Here is a 20,466-nt window from a genome sequence, read left to right as displayed (position 1 = left end):
GCCGGCTGAAAGTCCCTATAAGCCCCTACCCGCTACAGTTCGAAGGGTAGGCGACGCCAATATCCGCGCTGGCAGCAACGCATGTTGCTGCTCATGCGGATTGCAACTGTCTATTGCAGCTTAGCCAATTCAGCCAATCGGGGATGATTGCGGCAAAGTAGCTTGTAGAGCTTTAGCAATAGCTCTTCCCTTTGAGATTTCGCGATGAGCGTCACACAATACTGTGCCAGAGTTGTTGGGGCGACTTCATTTTCCATTGTTTGTGTAAACAGATCGAACCAAAGGACACCTACATCCTGAACGGTGAGCCGTTTGGTTAGAAGGAATCGGAGGTCGCCAAGGTCCAACGAGCCGAGTTCGTCTTCGCAGGGCAGCTTTGGAGCGGGAGCACCTGGCTTGAGATCATAAAGGATCCGGCTGCCCGGCTCATTTTGGCGCTTGAAGAAATCGACCAGTTCGTCAAGTCCACTCTCAAACTCTTTGCCGCGTGCATTGATCGTCAACTGTCCTCTGAACTCAAGCGGCGTTTCTGCATCGTCGATCATGAATGGTACGAGAGCTAAATCCTTCTTCTTGGACAAATCAAACGCCGTGGAAAGCTCTCGCTTGACCCACTGGGACTTGTTTGAATTCTCGCTTATAAGAATAACGTAGTAATTGGCTCCGTTCAGCCCCTCTAGAATTTGATCCGCAAGTCGCCGCCCAGGTTCGATTACGTGCCGATCGAACCAAATCGTATAGTGCGGTTCTAATTCCTCCAGACGGTTGAGGACTCGAACCGCTTTGTTTTGGTCCTTGTGGTTGTAGCTGATGAAGATTTTCTTGGGCTTTGCCATCGATCCTCCGCGCTATACAACAAGCATTACTATGCTATCAGAAGTTGCGGCGCCGTACAGGGGCGCGATCAAAAAAGAGCGGTACTCGATCGTCTAACCCAACTGGGGAGTCCGTCCCTTTGCTTCTTGTACGTGGAGGGAGGTAAATCGTTTCTACAAGTGACGTTGCCGTTTAATTCGCTGCCAAGCGTAGCCCGGATGAAGCGAAGCGCAATCCGGGACCACTCGTTTCGCGGACGAGGTTTCCCGGATTTCGCTGCGCTCCATCCGGGCTACAGGTGTTGGACTTAGCGCTTGCGATCCAGAAAACCCTGCATCAACCGCTGCGGCTCGCCGGACTGGAACGATTTGCCGAACACGCCGACACTGAGGTTGACCGACTCGGTCAGCGGCAGCTCTTCCCATTGCCGCAGCAAATCCTTCTGTATGCGCAGCGCTTCGGGGCCGCATTCCAGCAGGGCCTTCACGGTGTGCTCGACCGCCTCGTCGAGGCCGCCGGGTTTTGCCACCGTGTCGACCAGGCCCCAGGCGAGCGCGGTCGGGGCGTCGATGTTCTCCGCGGTCATCATCAGCCAGCGGGCGCGGCCCCAGCCGATCAGGCGCGGCAACAACGCCGCATGAATCACCGAAGGGATGCCGACGCGCACCTCGGGCATGCCGAACATCGCGTCATGCGCCGCGACGCGGACGTCGCAGGCGGCCGCGACCTCGAGGCCGCCGCCGAGGCACCAGCCGGGCAGGCGCGCGATGACCGGCGCCGGGAATTGGCGCACGGCCTCGCAGAGATCGCGGAGGCGGCTGATGAATTGCTCGGCTGATTTCGGGTCGAGCGTCGCCATCTCCTTGATATCGGCGCCGCCGATCATGCTGCGCCCGCTTTCGCCGGCTAGGATCACCGCGCGGATACTGCTGTCGGCGGCGAGGTGCTCAAAGCCTTCGCGCACGCCGTTGGTCACGGCCGAGCTGACGATGTTCAGCTTGCCGGCGTTGCAGATTGTGAGGCGGACGACGCCTCTGCTGTCGCGGTCGATGCCGCAGTGAGGATTGAGCATGTCCATGGAAAGGTCCCGGCGCAGGAAATGATGGCGCCATGTCCCGGACAAAGCCCGCCGCTGTCAAGCACCGGACCGGCGGTTGCACTGCGGGGCGCGGACATATAGAATTATTGTTATCATATAAATGGAGCCGTCATGACCGCCGCCGAGACATCAGACCTGCATTCGCTCGATCTGACGCGCACGCGCGTGGTGGAATGGCAGGCGCCCGGACCGGTCGCCAAGGCGGCGATGCCGATGTCCGGGATCGCCGCGATGCGCGCGATCCGCGACGGCCGCCTGCCGCCGCCGCCGATGGCAAAACTGATCGGCTTCCGCATGGCGGTTGTCGAGGAGGGGCGGATCGTGATGGAACTCGAGCCGCATGAGAGCCTGGAGAACACCATCGGCCTGCTGCACGGCGCCACCGCCGCCGCGCTGCTCGATACCGCGATGGGCTGTGCGATCTCGACCCTGCTGCCGGCCGGGCAGACCTCGGTCACGCTCGACCTCAAGCTGACCTATCTGCGCCCGCTCTCGGCGCGCTCGGGAACCATTTCGGCCGAGGGCAAGGTGATCAAGCTCGGCCGCCAGACCAGCTACACCGAGGGCTTCGGCCGCGACGGCAAAGGCAATCTTGCGGTGCACGCGACCGCGACGTTTTCCATGCTGGGCGGGGAACCAAAAGCGAAATAACTGCAGCATTCCTGGCGCAAATCTGCTATTGTATGATTAGAAACATTCCATGAGAGCGGCATGCGCTATTCGAAAGAACACAAGCAGGAGACCCACGCGCGGATCGTGAAGAAGGCCGCGACGCGGCTGCGCGAGAAGGGCGCCCATGGCATCGGCGTCGCCGACCTGATGAAGGACGCCGGCCTGACCCATGGCGGCTTCTACGCGCATTTCGACTCGCGCGAGGCGCTGGTGATCGAGGCGTTCAACTACGCCATGGACCGCGCCAACGAGCGCTGGCGCAAGATCACGGCGGAGGTGCCGCCGGAGAAGCGGCTTGCGACCATCGTCGACGGCTATCTTTCCGCGACCCATCGCGACGATCCCGGCCAGGGCTGCGCGGTGCCGGCGCTCGGCGCCGAGATCGCCCGCGAAAGCCTGAAGACCCGCAAGGCCTTTGCGCTCAAGCTCGACCAGATGATCGACATGATCACCGACCAGATCCAGGACGTGCCGCGCAAGACCGCGCGCAAGCAGGCGATGGCCACGCTCGCGACCATGCTGGGCACCATCGTGATGTCGCGGATCGCGGGCAATGGCGAGATGTCCGACGAGATCCTGAGCGCGGGCCGCGAGGCGGTGATGGGGCGGGCGGCGGTGACGAAGAAGCCGCGTGCCAGACCGAATTAGCGGAGTTCCTGCGACGAGGCGCCGGATCTCACCGGTTCAGTTTTCGTCGGCAACGAAGGCATGAGGCACCCCTTGGAAGGCCTCAGCCCTGCGAGGCTTCCGGAGTGATGGCCCTTCGCATGCTCCCTCCGACCTTGATGGCGGAGGCGGTAATCAATAACGACCACCATCGCGCTTTTGTTGTGTGAGCCATTCCGACAGCGTCCTCGTTTTTGATCGTGGATCGTCCGACGACCCTCGTCTGATACTCGTTCCGGAGCGAGCCGACCGAAGCTTGGCTGATTCAGTTTCCACGATCGCGTCTGCGGAAGCCGGCGATCTCTCGGCAGCTTCTCTCTCGAGGCGCAGCTTCTTCAATCGCGCCATTTTGTCCCGCTTGGCCTCTGTCTCAGCTCCGTCGGACAACAGCGTCTTGTGGTGAGCAGTCTCTGCTGAACCCCAGACTCCGATGATGGTTGTCTCGCCAAGCGCCTTGCAGGCCTCGAGCCGATGTAACCCCTCGAGCAAAACGAGGCGGCCCTCATCAGGCCGAACGAGAATGGGGACTTGTTGCCCAACTTCCAGGATACTCGCCGCAATTTCTTGAACGAGCTCAGGCCTGAGGGTTTTCCGTTTCTTGACGGGTACGTAAATCTGATCGATTGGAAGACTTTCCGGGTCGGGCACAGTGTTACTCCCTACTCAGGATCCGTCCAAAATGCGGTATAAGGATGAAGCGCCACACCGCCAAGGCATTTCTCAAACCGAGCTCGAGGGCCAGCGCCAGTCAGGTCGCTCCGCTGAACAGCGCCCGCTCGGCTTCCACTGTCTCGTAGATGCAGTCCGCCACGGCGCTGTTACGGGGCGGGCCGCGAACTGGCGATCAGTCCGGAAGCCCCGCTTCGCGAAGGCCTTTGGCAAAGAGCGCAAGATGCTCCGCCCGGCGGAATGGGGCCAGATCTCCCAGATTGGAGATGCGCAAATCGGGATTGCGTTCGCGTGCGCGTGCGATGCCTTCCCGTGCTCGCTCGAGGCGTCCGGTGAACGCATTGCTGGCCGCGAACATGCAGATTGCCAGCAGGAAATCCGGATTGTCGCGCAGCGCTTTTTCGGCCGATGACAGCGCCATGTCGTAGCGGCCCGAGAGAAAGTGAGCGTACGACACGGCTGCGTGCATTGTGTGCATCGCCGGATCGATCGGGCTCAAGCGCATGGCGCGCGCAGCGTAGTCAAGTGCGAGGTCGGGCTCGCCTCCAAAAGCTCTCACCCAGGCACCAAGATTCCAGGCTTGCGCCAGGTTCGGGTTGATCGCCAGTCCGCGATCAACGAATGCGATAGCATCGTCGAACTCATGGGCAATAAAGGCGAGCACGTAGGCACCCATGCACATCGCTGCCGGGTCATCTGCTCCCAGATGCACTGCTTTCCGGCCCAGCCGCGTAGCTTCGGCAGATTCCTGGGCAGGATCGATCATCCAGCGGCGTGCTTTGCGTTGGATGTAGCACCACCCGGCCATGCCATAGGCGCACGCCAGACCGGGGTCGAGCTCGATCGCCTTGCGAAAGAGCAGGAGCGCTTCGTTGTTGGTTTCCCTGGTCCATCGACGAACGCTCGCCAGGCCACGCAGGTAATAGTCGTATGCATCCAGGTTCTCGGTTGGCTTGCGCCTGGCCCGCTTGATCTCCTCGCGTTGCAACATGGGCGCGATCGCGCCCACCACCATAGAGGTCACCTGGTCCTGCAGATCGAAGATATCCTCGAGCGCACCATCAAAACGGTCAGCCCAGAGGTGTGCGCCGGTCTCGGCATCGATGAGCTGACCTGCGATGCGGATACGATTTCCGGCCTTGCGCACGCTCCCTTCGAGGACATAGCGCACCGCGAGTTCGCGGCCGACCTGCTTGATGTCCACGGGCCGGCCCTTGTAGGTGAAACTCGAATTGCGCGCGATCACAAGCAGCCAGCGAAACCGCGACAATGCCATCGTGATGTCTTCGACGACGCCGTCGGCGAAATACTCCTGCTCGGGGTCGGCGCTCAGGTTCTGGAACGGCAGCACGGCAATCGAGGGCTTGTCGGGAAGCTTAGGGGACGCCTGCGGTGGTTCCGTCGCGGCGCCGGCCGTCGCCGCGGCTGCCGGCGCATGCTCTTCGCGGACCACGCCGACGAACCGGAAACCTCTGCGCGGCAGGGTCTTGATGAGGCGCTGCTCCTCGCCGGAATCGCCGATTGCGCTCCGCGCGGCGTTGAGGCGTGTGGTCAGGGCTGCATCGGACACGCTGCGCCCGTTCCAGATGGCGTCGATGACGTTGTCCTTACTGACGACGCGCTCCCGGTTGCGGATCAGGAAGTCGAGCAGGTCGAATACCTGTGGCGCGACCGAGACCACGTCCGCCCCGCGATGCAACTCGCGCCGGTCCGTGTCGAGTGCGTACTCCTCGAAGAGATAGCGCAAGCTGCGAATCCCTTGGGTGTGCCTCAAACGATCGTCGTGAGGCGCCTTGGCACCGCTTGGAACGCCAAGAATAAGCCGCTGGTGAGGAAAATGTAAGCAGCGTGTTAAGCGCGCGCGCCGACGCCGCGGCAACCTGTCCAAGTGGAAGAACGTACCTTGGAGATGCTGCAATGAGCACGACCTACAGTCCAACGAGCTCAGCCCAGCCGACCGCATCGATGCCGCGGGTCTTCAGCGTATTCAAGGGATTTTGGGATGCAGCTCAGGAATGGCGCAAATGGGAGCGGCTGCGCGCCGATCTCAGCAGCTTGAGTGATCGGGAGCTCATGGACATCGGGATTTCGCGCGGCGAGGTCGACTACGTTGCATCGAACCGGGACTCGGACCCGCGAGGCATCCGATCCGCCGGATGACGTCGATATGCCCTACACCCCGGCAAACAGTGCCCGCTCGGCTTCCACGGTCTCATAGATATAATCCGCCACCGCGCGGATGCGGGCGAGGTCTTTGCTGTCGGCGTGCATCAATAGCCAGAAGGTGCGCGAGATCCGCACCTCGTCGCGCAGCACCGGCTGCAATTCGGGGTGGGCGGTCGCCATGAAGTGCGGCAGCACGGCGATGCCGAAGCCGGCGATGGTGGCGTTGAGCTGCGCGATCAGGTTGGCGCTGCGGAATTTCGCCGAGATCTTCGGCGAGACCTGCGGCAGATAGTCCAGTTCCGGGGTGAACAGCAGTTCCTCGATGTAGCCGACGAAGCGATGCCGCGGCAGGTCGGCGCGCGCGGCAATGCTCGGTGCCTGCGCCAGATAGCTGGGTGCGGCATAAAGCCCGAGCGTGTAGTCGAGCAGCTTGCGGCCGACGATGCGGCCTTCTTTCGGCATGGTCAGGCTGATCGCGATGTCGGCCTCGCGCTTGGAGAGCGAGAACAGCCGCGCGGTGGCGACGAGCTGCAAATCGAGATCGGGATACCGCTCGGTGAACTTGACCAGCCGCGAAGCCAAAAAGTGGCTGCCGAAGCCGTCGGGCGCGCCGATCCGCACCGTGCCGGTGAGGTGCGCGCGCGAGCCGCCGACCGCCTCCTGGTTGGCGACGATGGTCGATTCCATCGCCTCGGCGCTATCAGCGACGCGCTGGCCGGCCTCGGTCAGCAGGTAGCCGGTCTTGCGGCGATCAAACAGTTTTGCGGAGAGGTGGCCTTCCAGCCGGTCGACACGCCGGATCACTGTGGCATGATCGACGCCGAGCTGCTTGGCGGCAGCCGACACCGACCCGCCGCGCACGATGGCAAGCACGAAACGGAAGTCGTCCCAGTCGATCGTGTCGCCGCCTTGATCCTGCATTTCCGCACATCTATGGTGCAATTTATCGGACTTGAATCCTATAAAATGCAGGGTCATTAGGGTTTGTAAAGCGATCTCGCCGCGAGGAGCGGCGATTCACGTCTTCAAGGGAGGATATTCATGCGCTCGATCGGACATTTCATCGGTGGCAAGGAGGTCAAGGGCACCTCGGGCCGTACGGCTGACGTCTTCGAGCCGATGACCGGCGACGTCCAGGCCAAGGTGGCGCTGGCCTCCAAGGCCGAGGTCCGCGCCGCGGTGGAGAACGCCCGCGCCGCTCAGCCGGAGTGGGCCGCCACCAACCCGCAGCGCCGCGCCCGCGTCATGATGAAATTCGTCGAGCTGGTGCAGCGCGACTACGACAAGCTCGCCGAACTGCTGGCGCGCGAGCACGGCAAGACCGTTCCCGACGCCAAGGGCGACATCCAGCGCGGCCTCGAGGTCGCCGAGTTCGCCTGCGGCATCCCGCATCTGATGAAGGGCGAGTACACCGAAGGCGCCGGCCCCGGCATCGACATCTATTCGATGCGCCAGCCGCTCGGCGTGGTCGCCGGCATCACGCCGTTCAACTTCCCGGCGATGATCCCGATGTGGAAGTTCGCGCCCGCGATCGCCTGCGGCAACGCCTTCATCCTGAAGCCGTCCGAGCGCGATCCCGGCGTGCCGATGAAGCTTGCCGAGCTGATGATCGAGGCGGGCCTGCCGGCCGGCATCCTCAACGTCGTCAACGGCGACAAGGAAGCGGTCGACGCCATCCTGGATGATCCCGACGTCAAGGCGATCGGTTTCGTCGGCTCGACCCCGATCGCGCAGTACATCTACGAGCGCGCCGCGCAGACCGGCAAGCGCTGCCAGTGCTTCGGTGGTGCCAAGAACCACGCCATCATCATGCCCGACGCCGACATGGACCAGGCGGTCGACGCGCTGATCGGTGCCGGCTACGGCTCGGCCGGCGAGCGCTGCATGGCGGTGTCGGTTGCGGTCCCCGTCGGCAAGACCACCGCCGACCGGCTGATGGAAAAGCTGATCCCGCGCGTCGAGTCGCTCAAGATCGGCACCTCGGTCGATCCGTCGGCCGATTACGGCCCGCTGGTGACCCGCGAGGCGGTCGAGAAGGTCAAGAGCTACATCGACATCGGCGTCAAGGAAGGCGCGACGCTCGCGGTCGACGGCCGCGGCTTCAAGATGCAGGGCTACGAGAACGGCTTCTATCTCGGCGGTTCGCTGTTCGACAACGTCACCAAGGACATGCGGATCTACAAGGAAGAAATCTTTGGCCCGGTGCTCTCGGTGGTGCGGGCCAAGGACTATCACGAGGCGCTGGCGCTGCCGTCCGACCACGACTATGGCAACGGCGTTGCGATCTTCACCCGTGACGGCGACGCGGCGCGCGACTTCGCGGCCAAGGTCAATGTCGGCATGGTCGGCGTCAATGTGCCGATCCCGGTGCCGATCGCCTATTACACCTTCGGCGGCTGGAAGAAGTCCGGCTTCGGCGATCTCAACCAGCACGGCCCGGACTCGGTTCGCTTCTATACCAAGACCAAGACGGTGACCTCGCGTTGGCCGTCCGGTGTCAAGGACGGCGCGGAGTTCTCGATCCCGACGATGAAGTGATTTCCGGGAACGTCATTGCGAGCGCAGCGAAGCAATCCACCCATCCCCCGCGTGGAAGAATGGATTGCTTGGTCGCTTCGCTCCTCGCAATGACGATGGGGTAACCTTCAGGGCTAGGCGGCGAGATGCAGTTCGCTCTCAACGAGGACCAGATCGCGGTTCGCGACATGGCGCGGGCGTTTGCGGCGGAGAAGATCGCGCCGCATGCGCTCGAATGGGACGAGAAGAAGCACTTTCCGGTGGACGTGATGCGCGAGGCCGCTGGCCTCGGCATCGGAGGCATCTATATCAAGGACGATGTCGGCGGCTCGGCGATGACGCGCTTCGACGCGGCGCTGATCTTCGAGGCCTTGGCGACGGGCTGTCCGACCACGTCCGCCTTCATCTCGATCCACAACATGGCGTCCTGGATGATCGATGCCTATGGCAACGACACCCAGCGCCACAGATGGCTGCCGAAGCTCTGCACCATGGAGCTGATCGCGAGCTACTGCCTGACCGAGCCGGGCGCCGGCTCTGATGCCGCGGCGCTCCGCACCCGCGCCGTGCGCGACGGCGATCATTACGTGCTCAACGGGCAGAAGCAGTTTATCTCCGGCGCCGGCAGCACCGATCTCCTGGTGGCGATGGTGCGCACCGGCGGCGATGGCCCCGGCGGCGTCTCGACGATCGTGATCGACGGCAAGACGCCGGGCGTGTCGTTCGGCGCCAACGAGCGCAAGATGGGCTGGAATGCACAGCCGACCCGCGCCGTGGTGTTCGAGAATGCGCGCGTGCCGGTCGAAAACCGGCTCGGCGAGGAGGGCATCGGTTTCAAGATCGCGATGGCCGGCCTCGACGGCGGCCGTCTCAACATCGCAGCGTGCTCGCTCGGCGGCGCGCAGGCGGCGCTCGACAAGGCGCTGGCCTACATGAAGGACCGCAAGGCCTTTGGAAAGCGGCTCGACGAATTCCAGGCGTTGCAGTTCAAGATCGCCGACATGGCGACCGAGCTCGAAGCCGCACGCACCTTCCTGTGGCGTGCGGCGGCCGCGCTCGACCGCAAGGATCCGGACGCCTCCATGCTGTGCGCGATGGCGAAGCGGTTCGGCACCGATGTCGGCTTCGAGGTCGCCAACCAGGCGCTGCAGCTCCACGGCGGTTACGGCTATCTCAGCGAATACGGCGTCGAGAAGATCGTGCGCGATCTGCGCGTGCACCAGATCCTCGAAGGCACCAATGAAATCATGCGGCTGATCGTGTCGCGCAAATTGATCGAGGGCGCGCGATGAATGATGCGGCCGTTGCCGAAGGCGATCTGATTGCGCGCAAGGAGGGATCGGCCGGCATCATCCGGCTCAACCGGCCGAAGGCGATCAATGCCGTGACGCTGGAGATGTTCCACGACATAGACAAGGCGCTCGATGCGTTCGAGGCCGATCCCGATGTCGCGGTCATCGTGCTGGAAGGGGCCGGCGAGCGCGGCCTGTGCGCCGGCGGCGACATCCGCGCGCTCTGGGAAAGCTCGAAGGTCAAGGGCGACCTCGGCAAGATCCTGTGGCGCGACGAGTACATCCTCAACGCGCGGATCAAGAAATTTCCGAAGCCTTATGTCGCCTTCATGGACGGCATCGTGATGGGCGGCGGCGTCGGCCTGTCGGCGCACAGCCGACACCGCGTGGTGACCGAGCGAACCAAGCTTGCGATGCCCGAAGTCGGGCTCGGGTTCTTCCCCGACGTCGGCGGCACCTATCTGCTGTCGCGTTCGCCGGGCGAGATCGGCACCTATTTTGGTCTCACCGGTACCACGATGAACGGCCCCGATGCGATCTATGCCAAGTTCGCCGATGCGGTGGTGCCGAGCGCCAAGCTTCCGGCGCTGCGCGAGGCGCTGACCAAAATTGCGCCGGGCACGACGTCCATCGAAATCGACCGGCTGATTGCAGGCTTTGCCACCGGCGAAAAATCCGGCCCTGTGGCTGCGATGCAGGCCAGGATCGACGGCTGGTTCGCGCGCGGACGGATGGAGGACGTTGTCGCCGCGCTCGAGGCCGACGGATCGGAGCTCGCGCAGGCCACGTTGAAGACGCTCAGTGAGAAGTCACCGCGCGGCATGGTGGTGACGCTCAAGCTGCTGCGGCTGGCGCGGGCGACCGAGACGCTGGAAGAGTGTCTGGTGCGCGAATATCGCGCGGCCCTCGAAGTGTTCGCCAGCGACGATTTCCGCGAGGGCGTGCGCGCCGCCGTGATCGACAAGGACCGCAATCCGAAATGGCAGCCCGCCCGAATCGAGGACGTGACGGCGGAGATGCTGGTGCCTTACTTCGCCGAGATCGGCGCCGACGAACTGAAATTTCCTGACAGCAAATAGAAACGTCGCAAGCGGAGGACTTCCCATGGCAAACGTCGCATTCATCGGGCTCGGCAATATGGGTGGGCCGATGGCGGCCAATCTGGTCAAGGCCGGCCACAAGGTGACCGCGTTCGATCTGGTCGCAGCATCCCGCGATCAGGCCAAGAGCGACGGCGCCGCGATCGCCGAGAGCGGCGTCAGCGCGGTGAAGGGTGCCGATGTCGTCATCACCATGCTGCCGGCCGGCAAGCATGTGCTCGGCGTCTGGAACGAAGTGCTGCCCGCGATGGCCAAGGGCGCGCTGATCATCGACTGCTCGACCATCGACGTCGAAAGCGCCAAGCAGGCGCACGTGCTCGCCGCCAAGCACGGCATGGCTTCGGTCGATGCGCCGGTTTCCGGCGGCACCGGCGGCGCCAAGGGCGCAACGCTGACCTTCATGTGCGGCGGTGAGGCGAAGGCGTTCGCGGCGGCCCAGCCGATGCTGGCCAACATGGGCAAGAAGATCGTGCATTGCGGTGCCGGCGGCGCAGGGCAGGCGGCGAAGATCTGCAACAACATGATCCTCGGCATTTCGATGATCGCGGTCGGCGAGGCTTTCGTGCTGGCCGAAAAGCTCGGCCTGTCGCATCAGGCGCTGTTCGACGTCGCCTCGACCTCGTCGGGCCAGTGCTGGTCGCTGACGACCTATTGCCCGGTTCCAGGTCCAGTGCCGACCTCGCCGGCCAACAACGACTACAAGCCGGGTTTCGCCTCCAACCTGATGGTCAAGGACCTGACCCTGGCGCAGGACGCCGCCAATGCCGCGGGCGCGGTGACGCCGCTCGGCAAGCATGCGCAGGAGCTCTATAAGACCTTCGACGCGTCCGGCCACGGCGGGGTCGACTTTTCCGGAATTATCCAGCACGTTCGGAGCCTCGCTGGGAAATAGCGGGCCACTCGTAGCCCGGATGGAGCGCAGCGAAATCCGGGACTGCTTTATCTACTGGCGCGACCGCCCCCGGATTGCGCTTCGCTCCATCCGGGCTACGCTTGACGGTGACGCTGGTTGCCAATCAACGGGCTCGGAAGAAGATGACCACATTTCAGGACGCACGCGCCTTTCTGCTCAAGCACCGCACCGACTACGATGCCGCGGTGAAGGGATTTCGCTGGCCGGATCCCGTGCCGTTCAACTGGGCGCTGGACTGGTTCGACGCCGAACTCGCGCACAATGCCGACAGCCGGGACCGGCCGGCGCTTTGGATCGTCGATGCCGCCACCGGCAACGAGACCAAGCTGTCGTTCGCCGAGCTGTCGCGCCGTTCCAACCGGGTGGCGAACTTCCTGCGCGCGCAGGGGCTGAAGCGCGGCGATCATCTGTTGCTGCTGCTCGGCAATGTCGTGCCACTGTGGGAGACCATGCTGGCGGCGATGAAGCTCGGCGTGGTCGTGATCCCCGCGACCACGCTGTTGACCGCGGATGAATTGCGCGACCGGCTCGATCGCGGCAAGGCGAAGGCAGTGGTCGCGACGCAGGATCAGGTCGCGAAGTTCGAAGGGCTCGGCAGCGACAAGCTCGTCCGCATCGTGGTCGGGGCGACGCAGACGCAGGACGGCTGGCTGCCGTTCGAGGAGGCGACCAAGGCGTCCGACGCATTCACGCCCGACGGCCCGACCAACGCCGACGACCCGATGTTGCTGTATTTCACCTCGGGCACCACGGCCAAGCCAAAACTGGTGCGGCACAGCCAGCGCAGCTATCCGGTCGGGCATCTCTCGACCATGTACTGGATCGGGCTGCAGCCCGGCGATATTCATCTCAATATCTCGTCGCCCGGCTGGGCCAAGCATGCCTGGAGCTGCTTCTTCGCGCCTTGGAATGCCGGTGCAACGATCTTCATCGCCAACCAGCCACGCTTCGAGGCGAAGGGACTGCTCGCGACCATCGCCCGCTGCGGTGTCACGACGCTGTGCGCGCCGCCGACGGTGTGGCGGATGTTCATCCAGGAGCAGCTAGCAAGCTTCAAGGTCTCGCTGCGCGAGGTCTGCGGTGCCGGCGAGCCGCTCAACCCTGAGATCATCGACCAGGTCAAATCGGCCTGGGGCCTGACCATCCGCGACGGCTACGGCCAGACCGAGACCACGGCGCTCGCCGGCAACTCGCCGGGTCAGAAGGTCAAGGTCGGCTCGATGGGCCGTCCGCTACCCGGCTATCGCGTGCAGGTCACCGACAATGACGGCCATGCCGCGAAGGAGGGCGAGGTGACCTTGCTGCTCGGCGCGGACCGGCCAGCGGGCCTGATGCAGGGCTACCAGGGCGACGACGGCAGACTGATCGGCACCGATGGCGAGATCTATCGCAGCGGCGACGTCGTGTTTACCGATGACGAGGGCTATCTGACCTTCGTCGGCCGCACCGACGACGTGTTCAAATCCTCCGACTATCGCATCTCGCCGTTCGAATTGGAGAGCGTCCTGCTCGAACATGATGCGGTGGCGGAAGCCGCCGTGGTGCCGAGCCCGGACCCGATCCGGCTGGCGGTCCCCAAGGCTTATGTGTTGCTGGTCTCCGGTGTCGAGCGCAGCCCGGAGACGGCGCTGTCGATCTTCAAACATTTGCACACGCGGCTCGCACCGTTTAAACGCATCCGCAAGATCGAGCTGGTCACCGAACTGCCCAAGACGATTTCTGGAAAGATTCGTCGCGTGCAGTTGCGCCGGCTCGAACATGACGATGTCAGAAGCGATGCGTTGCGCGGAGCCGAGTTCCGCGAGGAAGAATTTCCGGAGCTGCAGAAGGTGCGGACCTCCGGTTAGCAGAGGTTAGCCAATGAACGAAGTCTGGAAGAAGCCGCCGGTGTCGCTGGAAACCTACCAGGGCATGGTCGGCAAGGAGATCGGCGTGTCCTCGTGGCACCTGCTGGATCAGGGCCGCATCGACACCTATGCCGACGTGATCGAGGATCACCAGTTCATCCATGTCGATCCCGAGCGCGCCAAGAAGGAGACCGCGTTCGGCACCACGATCGCCCATGGCTTCCTGACGATGTCGCTGCTGTCGATCATGTCCTACGAGGTGATGCCGGTGCTCGAGGGCACCGCGATGGGCGTCAATTACGGCTTCGACAAGCTGCGCTTCATCTCGCCGGTGCGCTCGGGCAAGCGCGTTCGCGGCCGCTTCGTGCTCGCGGAAGCCACGCTGCGCAAGCCGAAGGAACTGCTGTCGCGCACCAACGTCACGGTCGAGATCGAGGGCGAGGAAAAGCCCGCGCTGGTCGCCGACTGGCTCGGCCTGATCTATTTCAACTGAGGGATGGTTGAGTAGCTCCACTTTTCCCGCAAGCGGGAGAGGTGGGAGCGAGCTCGCCTGGTCCAAGTAGTCCATTGACGGCTTTGATCCCTGGTGTCCATCATACGCCCTTCAGGCGGTGCGGTCCCGGGAGTGGCAGCCATGGTGCAGAACATCGTCGCCGGACTTGTCGTGGTCGGTTTGATTGTGATTGGCTCGATGAGCTACGCCCAAGAGCATCACGAGTGCTGGAGTGGGCACCTGCTCAAAAGCCTGAAACCCTGCGGATCGATGACCCCTTCCGTCTAGCGCGCCCGGTGGCTGACGTGGATGGTACTGGCCGGGCTTGACCCGGCCATCCATCGCTGATCAAAAGTCTCCAATCTTTTCATGCCGTTCGGGCACTCACCCTCTCCCCTTGTGGGAGAGGGTGGCGAAATCGAGCGGAGCGAGATGGAGCCGGGTGAGGGGTCTCTCTCCGCGTGCTCATCCGTGGAGAGAACCCCTCATCCGGCGCGCTTGTGCGCGCCACCTTCTCCCACAAGGGGAGAAGGGAATTAAGAGCAGGAACGACAAGCATGGCAATCAGGTTTGACGGACGCGTCGCTATCGTCACCGGCGCGGGCAACGGTCTTGGGCGGGCGCATGCGCTGGGGCTCGCCAGCCGCGGCGCCAAGGTCGTGGTCAACGATTTCGGCGGCGCGCGCGACGGCACCGGCGGCTCGCTGTCGCCGGCCGAGACCGTGGTCGAGGAGATCCGCAAGGCCGGCGGCACCGCGATGGCCGACGGCGCCGACGTCTCGAACTTCGAGCAGGTCACCGCGATGGTCGAGCGCGCCACGAAGGAGTGGGGCAGCGTCGATCTGCTCTGCGCCAATGCCGGCATCCTGCGCGACAAGTCATTCACCAAGCTCGAGGTCGCCGACTGGGCCAAGGTGCTCGACGTGCATCTCACCGGCACCTTCTATTGCTGCAAGGCTGTGTGGGCCGGCATGCGTGAGCGCAATTACGGCCGCATCGTGCTGACGACCTCGTCGTCCGGCCTGTTCGGTAATTTCGGCCAGGCCAATTACGGCGCGGCGAAGGCCGGCATGGTCGGCCTGATGAATGTGCTCGCGGAAGAGGGCCGCAAGAACAACATTAAGGTCAACACCATCTCGCCGACGGCGGCGACCCGCATGACCGAGGAGCTGCTGCCGCCGCAGGCGCTGGCGCTGATGAAGCCGGAAGCGATCACGCCGGCAGTGGAGTTCCTACTCTCGGAGGACGCGCCGACCCGCACCATCATGGGCGCCGGTGCCGGCTCGTTCGCGGTGATCCGCGTGCTGGAGACCGAAGGCGTCAACCTGCCGCAATCGGAATGGACGCCCGACGGCGTCGCCGCGCACTTCAACGCGATCAGCGACATGTCGACCGCGAAGGCGCTGCAGGGTGCGTTCGAGCAGACCCAGAAGTACGTCGCCCAGGCCGCGGCGCGGGCCGGGATCAAGCTCTGAGCATGAGCGTCGCCGTCATCGGAGCCGGACCTGCCGGCCTGATGGCGGCCGAAACCCTTGCGGCGGGCGGTGCACAGGTCACCGTCTACGACGCGATGCCGTCGGCCGGCCGCAAGTTCCTAATGGCCGGCCGCGGCGGGCTCAATCTCACCCACAGCGAGCCGCTGCCGGATTTCCTCGCGCGCTATCGCGAGGCGATGCCGCATCTGACGGCCGCGGTCGAGGCGTTTCCGCCCGACGCCCTGCGCGCCTGGAGCGCGGCGCTGGGGCAGCCCACCTTCGTCGGCACCAGCGGCCGCGTGTTTCCAAAAGTGTTCAAGGCATCGCCGTTGCTGCGTGCCTGGCTGCGGCGGCTCGATGCCGCGGGCGTTGCGTTTACGTTCCGGCATCGCTGGATTGGGTGGGACGAGAGCGGCGGATTGTTGTTTGCAACGCCGGATGGTCCGCGCGTGGTCAATGCCGACGCGTCGGTGCTTGCGCTCGGCGGCGCGAGCTGGCCGCGGCTTGGCTCCGACGGGACGTGGACGGTGACCGTCGCAGCGAAGGGCATCGCCGTCGCACCGATACGGCCGGCCAATTCCGGCTTCGCGGTCGCGTGGTCGGATGTCTTCCGTGATCGCTTCGAAGGGCAGCCGCTGAAGGGCATCGCATTGACGATTGGTCCGCACACGGTGCGCGGCGAGGCCGTCGTCACCCGTGCGGGCATCGAAGGTGGCGCCATCTACGCGTTGTCGGCGGAATTGCGTGAGGCGGTGCTGGGTATCGGGCAGGCGACGCTGACAATCGCGTTGCGTCCGGACCTCGACGCCGCCGCGCTGACCACCCGCTTGTCCGGGACGCGTGGCAAGCAGTCGTTCGCGAATTTCCTGCGCAAGGCGGCGCAGCTCTCTCCTGTCGGCATCGGCCTGATGCAGGAGACAGCGATTGCGTCTGGCCGGCCACTGGCATCGTTCTCGCCGGCAGAGCTTGCGCAGCTGATCAACGCGATTCCGGTGCAGCTCACGGGCGTCGCGCCGATCGATCGCGCGATCTCGAGCGCCGGCGGGATCAGGTTCGACGAGCTCGACGAACATTTCATGCTGCGGCGTTTGCCTGGCGTTTTCGCCGCCGGCGAAATGCTCGACTGGGAAGCACCGACCGGCGGCTATCTGTTGCAGGCGTCGTTTGCAACGGGTGCCGCAGCGGGGAAGGGCGCGTTGAATTGGTTGAAGTCGTAGCTTCGTAGGATGGGTAGAGCGAAGCGAAACCCATCGACTTCGATCCGCGCTGCGAGATGATGGGTTTCGCTGCGCTCTACCCATCCTACACGTTGCCACTCACTCCGACCCCGTCTTCGTCGCAATGTCGGTGATGAAGCCGAGCACACCGAACGTCGCAGCCACCGCGCAGACCGCCGTCCATCCACCATAACTCCACGCCACGGACGCCGCCGCCGCGCCGACCGCGCCGCCGATGAAGAACAGCGCCACGAACAGGCCGTTGATCCGGCCGCGCGCTTCCGGCTGCAACAGATTGACGGCGCGGCGGCCGAGCGTCTGGTCGGTGGTGATGCCGAAATCGAGCAGCACGGCGCCGACGCCAAGTAGCGTGAGGGCCGTGATCCGCGACTCGATCATGCCGGCCCAGGCGCACAGCGCCAGCGCGCCGACGATGAGAAGATGCGAGACGATCAGCAACGGCCGCGCGAAACCTCGGTCGCCCCAACGGCCGGCGATCGGTGTCGCCGCTGCCCCGGCGACGCCGATCAGCGCGAACAGCGCGATCCCCTTGGCGTCGAGCTTGAACGGCGCATCCGGCAGCCGCAGCGCGACAGCGGCCCAGAACGCGGTGAACGATGCCATCACCAGTGCCGCGGTCCAGGACCGAACGCGCAGCACCGGCTCCTCGCGCAGCAATCTTGGGAATGAACGCAGCATCGCGCCGTAGCTGACCTTCGTCGGGGGCTGCAGCGTCGGCAGATAGCGCGCCAGCGCGCAACCGAGCACGGTCATCAGGACGGCCGAGGTGAGGTAGTAGCCGCGCCAGTTCCAGCTGTCCGCGATCAGGCTCGCCATCGGCCGCGACAGCAGGATGCCGATCATCAGGCCGCTCATGACATCGCCGATCGCTTGTCCCCGGCGCTCCGGCGGGACCATCGAGGCGACCAGCGGCACCACCATCTGGATCGCGGCGCAGGACGCGCCGAGGACGAAGGTGGCGGCCAACAAGATCAGCGGCGTCGGCGCCATTGCGGTGCCGACCGCCGCGACGATGGCGCAGGCCAATGTGCGCAGGATCAGCCGCTTGTTCTCGACGAGATCGACCAGCGGCACTAGCAGCAACAGCCCGAGCGCGTAGCCGAGCAGGGTCAGCGTCGAGATCAGCCCGGCCTGCAGCGCGGTCATGTCGAGCGATCGGCTCATCAGGCCAACCAGGATCTGCGGGGCAAACAGATTGGTGACGACGGTGCCGGTGGTGACGGCGCCGATCCAGATCAGGGGGCGCACCGAGACGGGGCGCGCCGGGGAGAGTTTGGTGGCTTCGGAAATCGTCATGGGACCTCGCGATGGAGTGGCGAGACCCCTTTAGGGGATCGGCGTAATATGCTACAATTCAAATAAGTTTATGAAGAATATGCGAGATTGTTATGAATACCCATGACCTTGTGGCGTTCGTCGCCGTGGTGGAGACCGGATCGATCGTCGCGGCCTCAGCGCGGCTGAACCTGACCCAGCCCGGCGTGACGCGGCGGATCCAGAATCTCGAGGAGATGCTCGGTGCGCAGCTGCTCGACCGGCTGTCGAAGCCGCTGAAGCCGACGGCTGCGGGCATCGAGGCCTATGAGCAGGGCCGCCGCGTGCTGCGCATGCTCGACGACCTCAAGTCAGGTGTCGCCAATGACGGCATGGTCCGCGGCGAGTTCAGGCTCGGCCTGACGCCGTTCCTGTCAGAGGCGGGGCTCACCGGTCCGCTCGATGCGGTGCGCGGCGAATTCCCCGCGCTCGCGCTGCGCGTCGTCTCGGGCTGGTCGCCCAATCACATGGAGCGGGTCAGCCGCAACGAGCTCGACGCGGCCGCGATCTGCCTGCCCGACGGCACCGCGCCGCCCGACGATCTCGCGGCCGACGATCTCGGCGCACAGCCGGTGGTGTTCGTCGTCGCGCGCGAGACGAAGACGCCGAAATTCGTCGACCTCGAATGGCTGTCGCGGACCGGATGGGTGATCAACCAGGACGGTTGCGGCTTCCGCCAGACGCTGAAACGCCATTTCGATGCGGCGCATCTGCCGTTCACCATCGCGGTCGAGGCGCTCGACAGCGAATTGCGCCTGTCGCTGGTGGCGCGCGGGCTCGGCATCGGCCTCGTCACGCCGGTGGCGCTGAAACGAAGCCCGATCCGCAGCCGGCTCAAGACCGTGAAGATCGCCGATTTCAATCCGGCGGTGCGCGCCTGGATCGTGCATCGCCCACCCGCGGGCCGCCTGGCGCGGCCGATCGAGGTGTTTCGCGCAGCGCTGGACCGCGAGCTGCAGGCGCTGATCCGCGGGTAGATCCGTAGGATGGGCAGAGCGAAGCGAAACCCATCAACTTCGATCCGCGCGGCGAGATGATGGGTTTCGCTGCGCTCTACCCATCGTGCAAGATTGCACTCAGCGCAGCTTGCCCCTTGCCGTCACCGGCAACGCGCCGATGATCTCGTCGCCGCGCACCATCACCACCTCGTCCATCATGTTGACGACGACGCAGACGTGATTGGGCACGATCCGCACGACGTCGCCGACATTCGGCCGGGTGTTGCTGCGGGAGAGATCGAGGAAGCCGTGCTCCTCGGCAAAGCGCGCGATCTTGGCCTCGGGATGTTCGAGGATCAGGCCATGGCCTTCGAGGCCGCCGGTGTCCGAGGTCAGCGTCTTGGAGCCGGCATCGAGGATGCCGCGCTCGGGGCCGGCGCGGCTGACCACGGTGGAATAGATATGCAGCGCGCAATCGTCCCAGGTGGCAACGCCGGCCGCGACCTGCATGCGGTCATTGTAGATATAAGTGCCGAAGCGGTGCTCGGTGCCGCCCTTCAGTTTGCCGAGATTGACGAGGTTCGGCGTGCCCCCGGTCGAGACGATGGTCGCATCGAGGCCGTGGGCGCGCACGCCGGCCTGCGCCTCGTCATAGAATTTCTGCGCATCCGCCCAGCCGGTCTCGGTCGGGTACAGCATGAAGCCCGCGAAGCTCAGGCCCTTGGAGCCCGCGATCTCGCGCGCCAGCGCGATCGCCTCGGCCGGGGTCTCGACCCCGGCGCGCTTGCGGCCGGTGTCGCATTCGACCACGACCGGGAGCGGACGCCCCGAGGCGGCTGCCGCCTTCGGCAGGTCGCCGATGACGACGGAATTATCCGCGGCGACGGTGACGTTGGCCTTGCCCTGCAGGGCGCCGAGCCGCGCCATCTTCTCGTCGCCGAGCAGATTGTAGCTGATCAGGATGTCGTCGATGCCGCTATCGGCCATGATCTCGGCCTCACCGAGCTTCTGGCAGGTGATGCCCTTGGCGCCGGCCTTGATCTGGAGCTGCGCCAGCATCGGGTTCTTGTGCGTCTTGATGTGTGGCCGGTTGGCGATGCCGGCTTCGTCGCAGGCCTTCTGGATGCGCGCGATGTTGCGCTCGACCCGGTCCATGTCGATCACGGCGCAGGGCGTGCCGTATTCCTTGGCGATCTTGGCGGCGAGGGGCGTGGTCATCGGGTCAACTCCGGTTTCACCTTCGCGTCATTG

The 20,466-nt window shown here is 64.5% G+C and carries 20 protein-coding genes; 13 read left to right on the top strand and 7 right to left on the bottom strand.

The genetic code is table 11. The features are described from left to right. Nucleotides 1-110: 110 nt before the first annotated feature. Together Q0030_RS06560 and Q0030_RS06555 are read right to left on the bottom strand one after the other, a co-directional pair. On the bottom strand, nt 111-836 hold the full coding sequence (locus Q0030_RS06560) for a toll/interleukin-1 receptor domain-containing protein (RefSeq protein WP_298364283.1): 726 nt from the start codon (nt 834-836) through the stop codon (nt 111-113). A gap of 287 nt (nt 837-1,123) precedes the next feature. Further along, the gene (locus Q0030_RS06555) at nt 1,124-1,894 is read right to left on the bottom strand and encodes an enoyl-CoA hydratase (protein ID WP_298364281.1); all 771 of its coding nucleotides are present in this window, start codon (nt 1,892-1,894) and stop codon (nt 1,124-1,126) included. 132 nt (nt 1,895-2,026) lie between these two features. On the opposite strand from Q0030_RS06555, the gene Q0030_RS06550 reads away from it, so the two are divergent. Then, nucleotides 2,027-2,566, top strand: a complete 540-nt coding sequence (locus Q0030_RS06550; RefSeq protein WP_298364277.1) for a PaaI family thioesterase — start codon at nt 2,027-2,029, stop codon at nt 2,564-2,566. 60 nt (nt 2,567-2,626) lie between these two features. Beyond that, nucleotides 2,627-3,235 carry a TetR/AcrR family transcriptional regulator gene (locus Q0030_RS06545; RefSeq protein WP_298364275.1) on the top strand — a complete coding sequence of 203 codons (609 nt, stop codon included), beginning with the start codon at nt 2,627-2,629 and terminating at the stop codon, nt 3,233-3,235. A 153-nt stretch (nt 3,236-3,388) separates the two neighbouring features. Here Q0030_RS06545 and Q0030_RS06540 read toward each other — a convergent pair whose 3' ends face one another. Together Q0030_RS06540 and Q0030_RS06535 are read right to left on the bottom strand one after the other, a co-directional pair. Further along, the gene (locus Q0030_RS06540) at nt 3,389-3,901 is read right to left on the bottom strand and encodes a ParB N-terminal domain-containing protein (protein WP_298364272.1); all 513 of its coding nucleotides are present in this window, start codon (nt 3,899-3,901) and stop codon (nt 3,389-3,391) included. A 196-nt stretch (nt 3,902-4,097) separates the two neighbouring features. Beyond that, a complete protein-coding gene (locus Q0030_RS06535) occupies nt 4,098-5,669 on the bottom strand; it encodes a winged helix-turn-helix domain-containing protein (RefSeq protein WP_298364269.1) in 1,572 nt (523 codons plus the stop codon). 170 nt (nt 5,670-5,839) lie between these two features. Between Q0030_RS06535 and Q0030_RS06530 the strand changes: the two genes are divergently transcribed. Beyond that, a complete protein-coding gene (locus Q0030_RS06530) occupies nt 5,840-6,082 on the top strand; it encodes a DUF1127 domain-containing protein (RefSeq protein WP_298364266.1) in 243 nt (80 codons plus the stop codon). A 12-nt stretch (nt 6,083-6,094) separates the two neighbouring features. On the opposite strand, the gene Q0030_RS06525 is transcribed toward Q0030_RS06530, so the two are convergent. Next, nucleotides 6,095-7,009 (bottom strand): LysR family transcriptional regulator, encoded by a 915-nt coding sequence (locus tag Q0030_RS06525; RefSeq protein ID WP_298364263.1) that lies wholly within the window; start codon nt 7,007-7,009, stop codon nt 6,095-6,097. A 120-nt stretch (nt 7,010-7,129) separates the two neighbouring features. On the opposite strand from Q0030_RS06525, the gene Q0030_RS06520 reads away from it, so the two are divergent. The 9 genes from Q0030_RS06520 (at nt 7,130) to Q0030_RS06480 (ending at nt 16,942) form a co-directional block, all read left to right on the top strand. Next, nucleotides 7,130-8,626 (top strand): CoA-acylating methylmalonate-semialdehyde dehydrogenase, encoded by a 1,497-nt coding sequence (locus tag Q0030_RS06520; RefSeq protein WP_194454867.1) that lies wholly within the window; start codon nt 7,130-7,132, stop codon nt 8,624-8,626. Between the two features lie 125 nt (nt 8,627-8,751). Next, entirely contained in the window at nt 8,752-9,897 is a 1,146-nt protein-coding gene (locus Q0030_RS06515; protein ID WP_298364258.1) for an isobutyryl-CoA dehydrogenase, read from the top strand. Beyond that, complete coding sequence (locus Q0030_RS06510) at nt 9,894-10,976, top strand: enoyl-CoA hydratase/isomerase family protein (protein ID WP_298364255.1); 1,083 nt, start codon at nt 9,894-9,896, stop codon at nt 10,974-10,976. Before Q0030_RS06515 ends, Q0030_RS06510 begins: the two co-directional genes overlap by 4 nt. Before the next feature lie 25 nt (nt 10,977-11,001). After that, nucleotides 11,002-11,889 carry a 3-hydroxyisobutyrate dehydrogenase gene (mmsB, locus tag Q0030_RS06505; protein ID WP_298364253.1) on the top strand — a complete coding sequence of 296 codons (888 nt, stop codon included), beginning with the start codon at nt 11,002-11,004 and terminating at the stop codon, nt 11,887-11,889. Between the two features lie 143 nt (nt 11,890-12,032). Then, the gene (locus Q0030_RS06500) at nt 12,033-13,757 is read left to right on the top strand and encodes an AMP-binding protein (RefSeq protein ID WP_298364250.1); all 1,725 of its coding nucleotides are present in this window, start codon (nt 12,033-12,035) and stop codon (nt 13,755-13,757) included. A gap of 13 nt (nt 13,758-13,770) precedes the next feature. Next, nucleotides 13,771-14,250 carry a MaoC family dehydratase gene (locus Q0030_RS06495; RefSeq protein ID WP_298364244.1) on the top strand — a complete coding sequence of 160 codons (480 nt, stop codon included), beginning with the start codon at nt 13,771-13,773 and terminating at the stop codon, nt 14,248-14,250. Between the two features lie 141 nt (nt 14,251-14,391). Then, nucleotides 14,392-14,538, top strand: coding sequence for a hypothetical protein (locus tag Q0030_RS06490; RefSeq protein ID WP_246787647.1), 147 nt, complete (start codon nt 14,392-14,394; stop codon nt 14,536-14,538). A gap of 269 nt (nt 14,539-14,807) precedes the next feature. Then, nucleotides 14,808-15,725 carry an SDR family NAD(P)-dependent oxidoreductase gene (locus Q0030_RS06485; protein ID WP_028344663.1) on the top strand — a complete coding sequence of 306 codons (918 nt, stop codon included), beginning with the start codon at nt 14,808-14,810 and terminating at the stop codon, nt 15,723-15,725. A gap of 2 nt (nt 15,726-15,727) precedes the next feature. After that, the gene (locus Q0030_RS06480; RefSeq protein ID WP_298364237.1) at nt 15,728-16,942 is read left to right on the top strand and encodes a TIGR03862 family flavoprotein; all 1,215 of its coding nucleotides are present in this window, start codon (nt 15,728-15,730) and stop codon (nt 16,940-16,942) included. A gap of 99 nt (nt 16,943-17,041) precedes the next feature. On the opposite strand, the gene Q0030_RS06475 is transcribed toward Q0030_RS06480, so the two are convergent. Further along, nucleotides 17,042-18,259: an MFS transporter gene (locus Q0030_RS06475; RefSeq protein WP_298364235.1), complete on the bottom strand. Its 1,218-nt coding sequence runs from the start codon at nt 18,257-18,259 to the stop codon at nt 17,042-17,044. Nucleotides 18,260-18,351: 92 nt separating this feature from the next. Between Q0030_RS06475 and Q0030_RS06470 the strand changes: the two genes are divergently transcribed. Next, nucleotides 18,352-19,254 carry a LysR family transcriptional regulator gene (locus Q0030_RS06470; RefSeq protein WP_298364232.1) on the top strand — a complete coding sequence of 301 codons (903 nt, stop codon included), beginning with the start codon at nt 18,352-18,354 and terminating at the stop codon, nt 19,252-19,254. Nucleotides 19,255-19,353: 99 nt separating this feature from the next. Here the strand turns inward: Q0030_RS06470 and Q0030_RS06465 are convergent, their stop codons facing one another. After that, nucleotides 19,354-20,433 (bottom strand): D-TA family PLP-dependent enzyme, encoded by a 1,080-nt coding sequence (locus tag Q0030_RS06465; RefSeq protein ID WP_298364229.1) that lies wholly within the window; start codon nt 20,431-20,433, stop codon nt 19,354-19,356. Nucleotides 20,434-20,466: the final 33 nt, after the last annotated feature.

It is taken from the genome of uncultured Bradyrhizobium sp. (assembly GCF_947648125.1).
Lineage (GTDB): Bacteria > Pseudomonadota > Alphaproteobacteria > Rhizobiales > Xanthobacteraceae > Bradyrhizobium.
The sequence above is the reverse complement of the archived record's forward strand: the minus strand, read 5'-3'. Positions and strand labels throughout refer to the sequence as shown.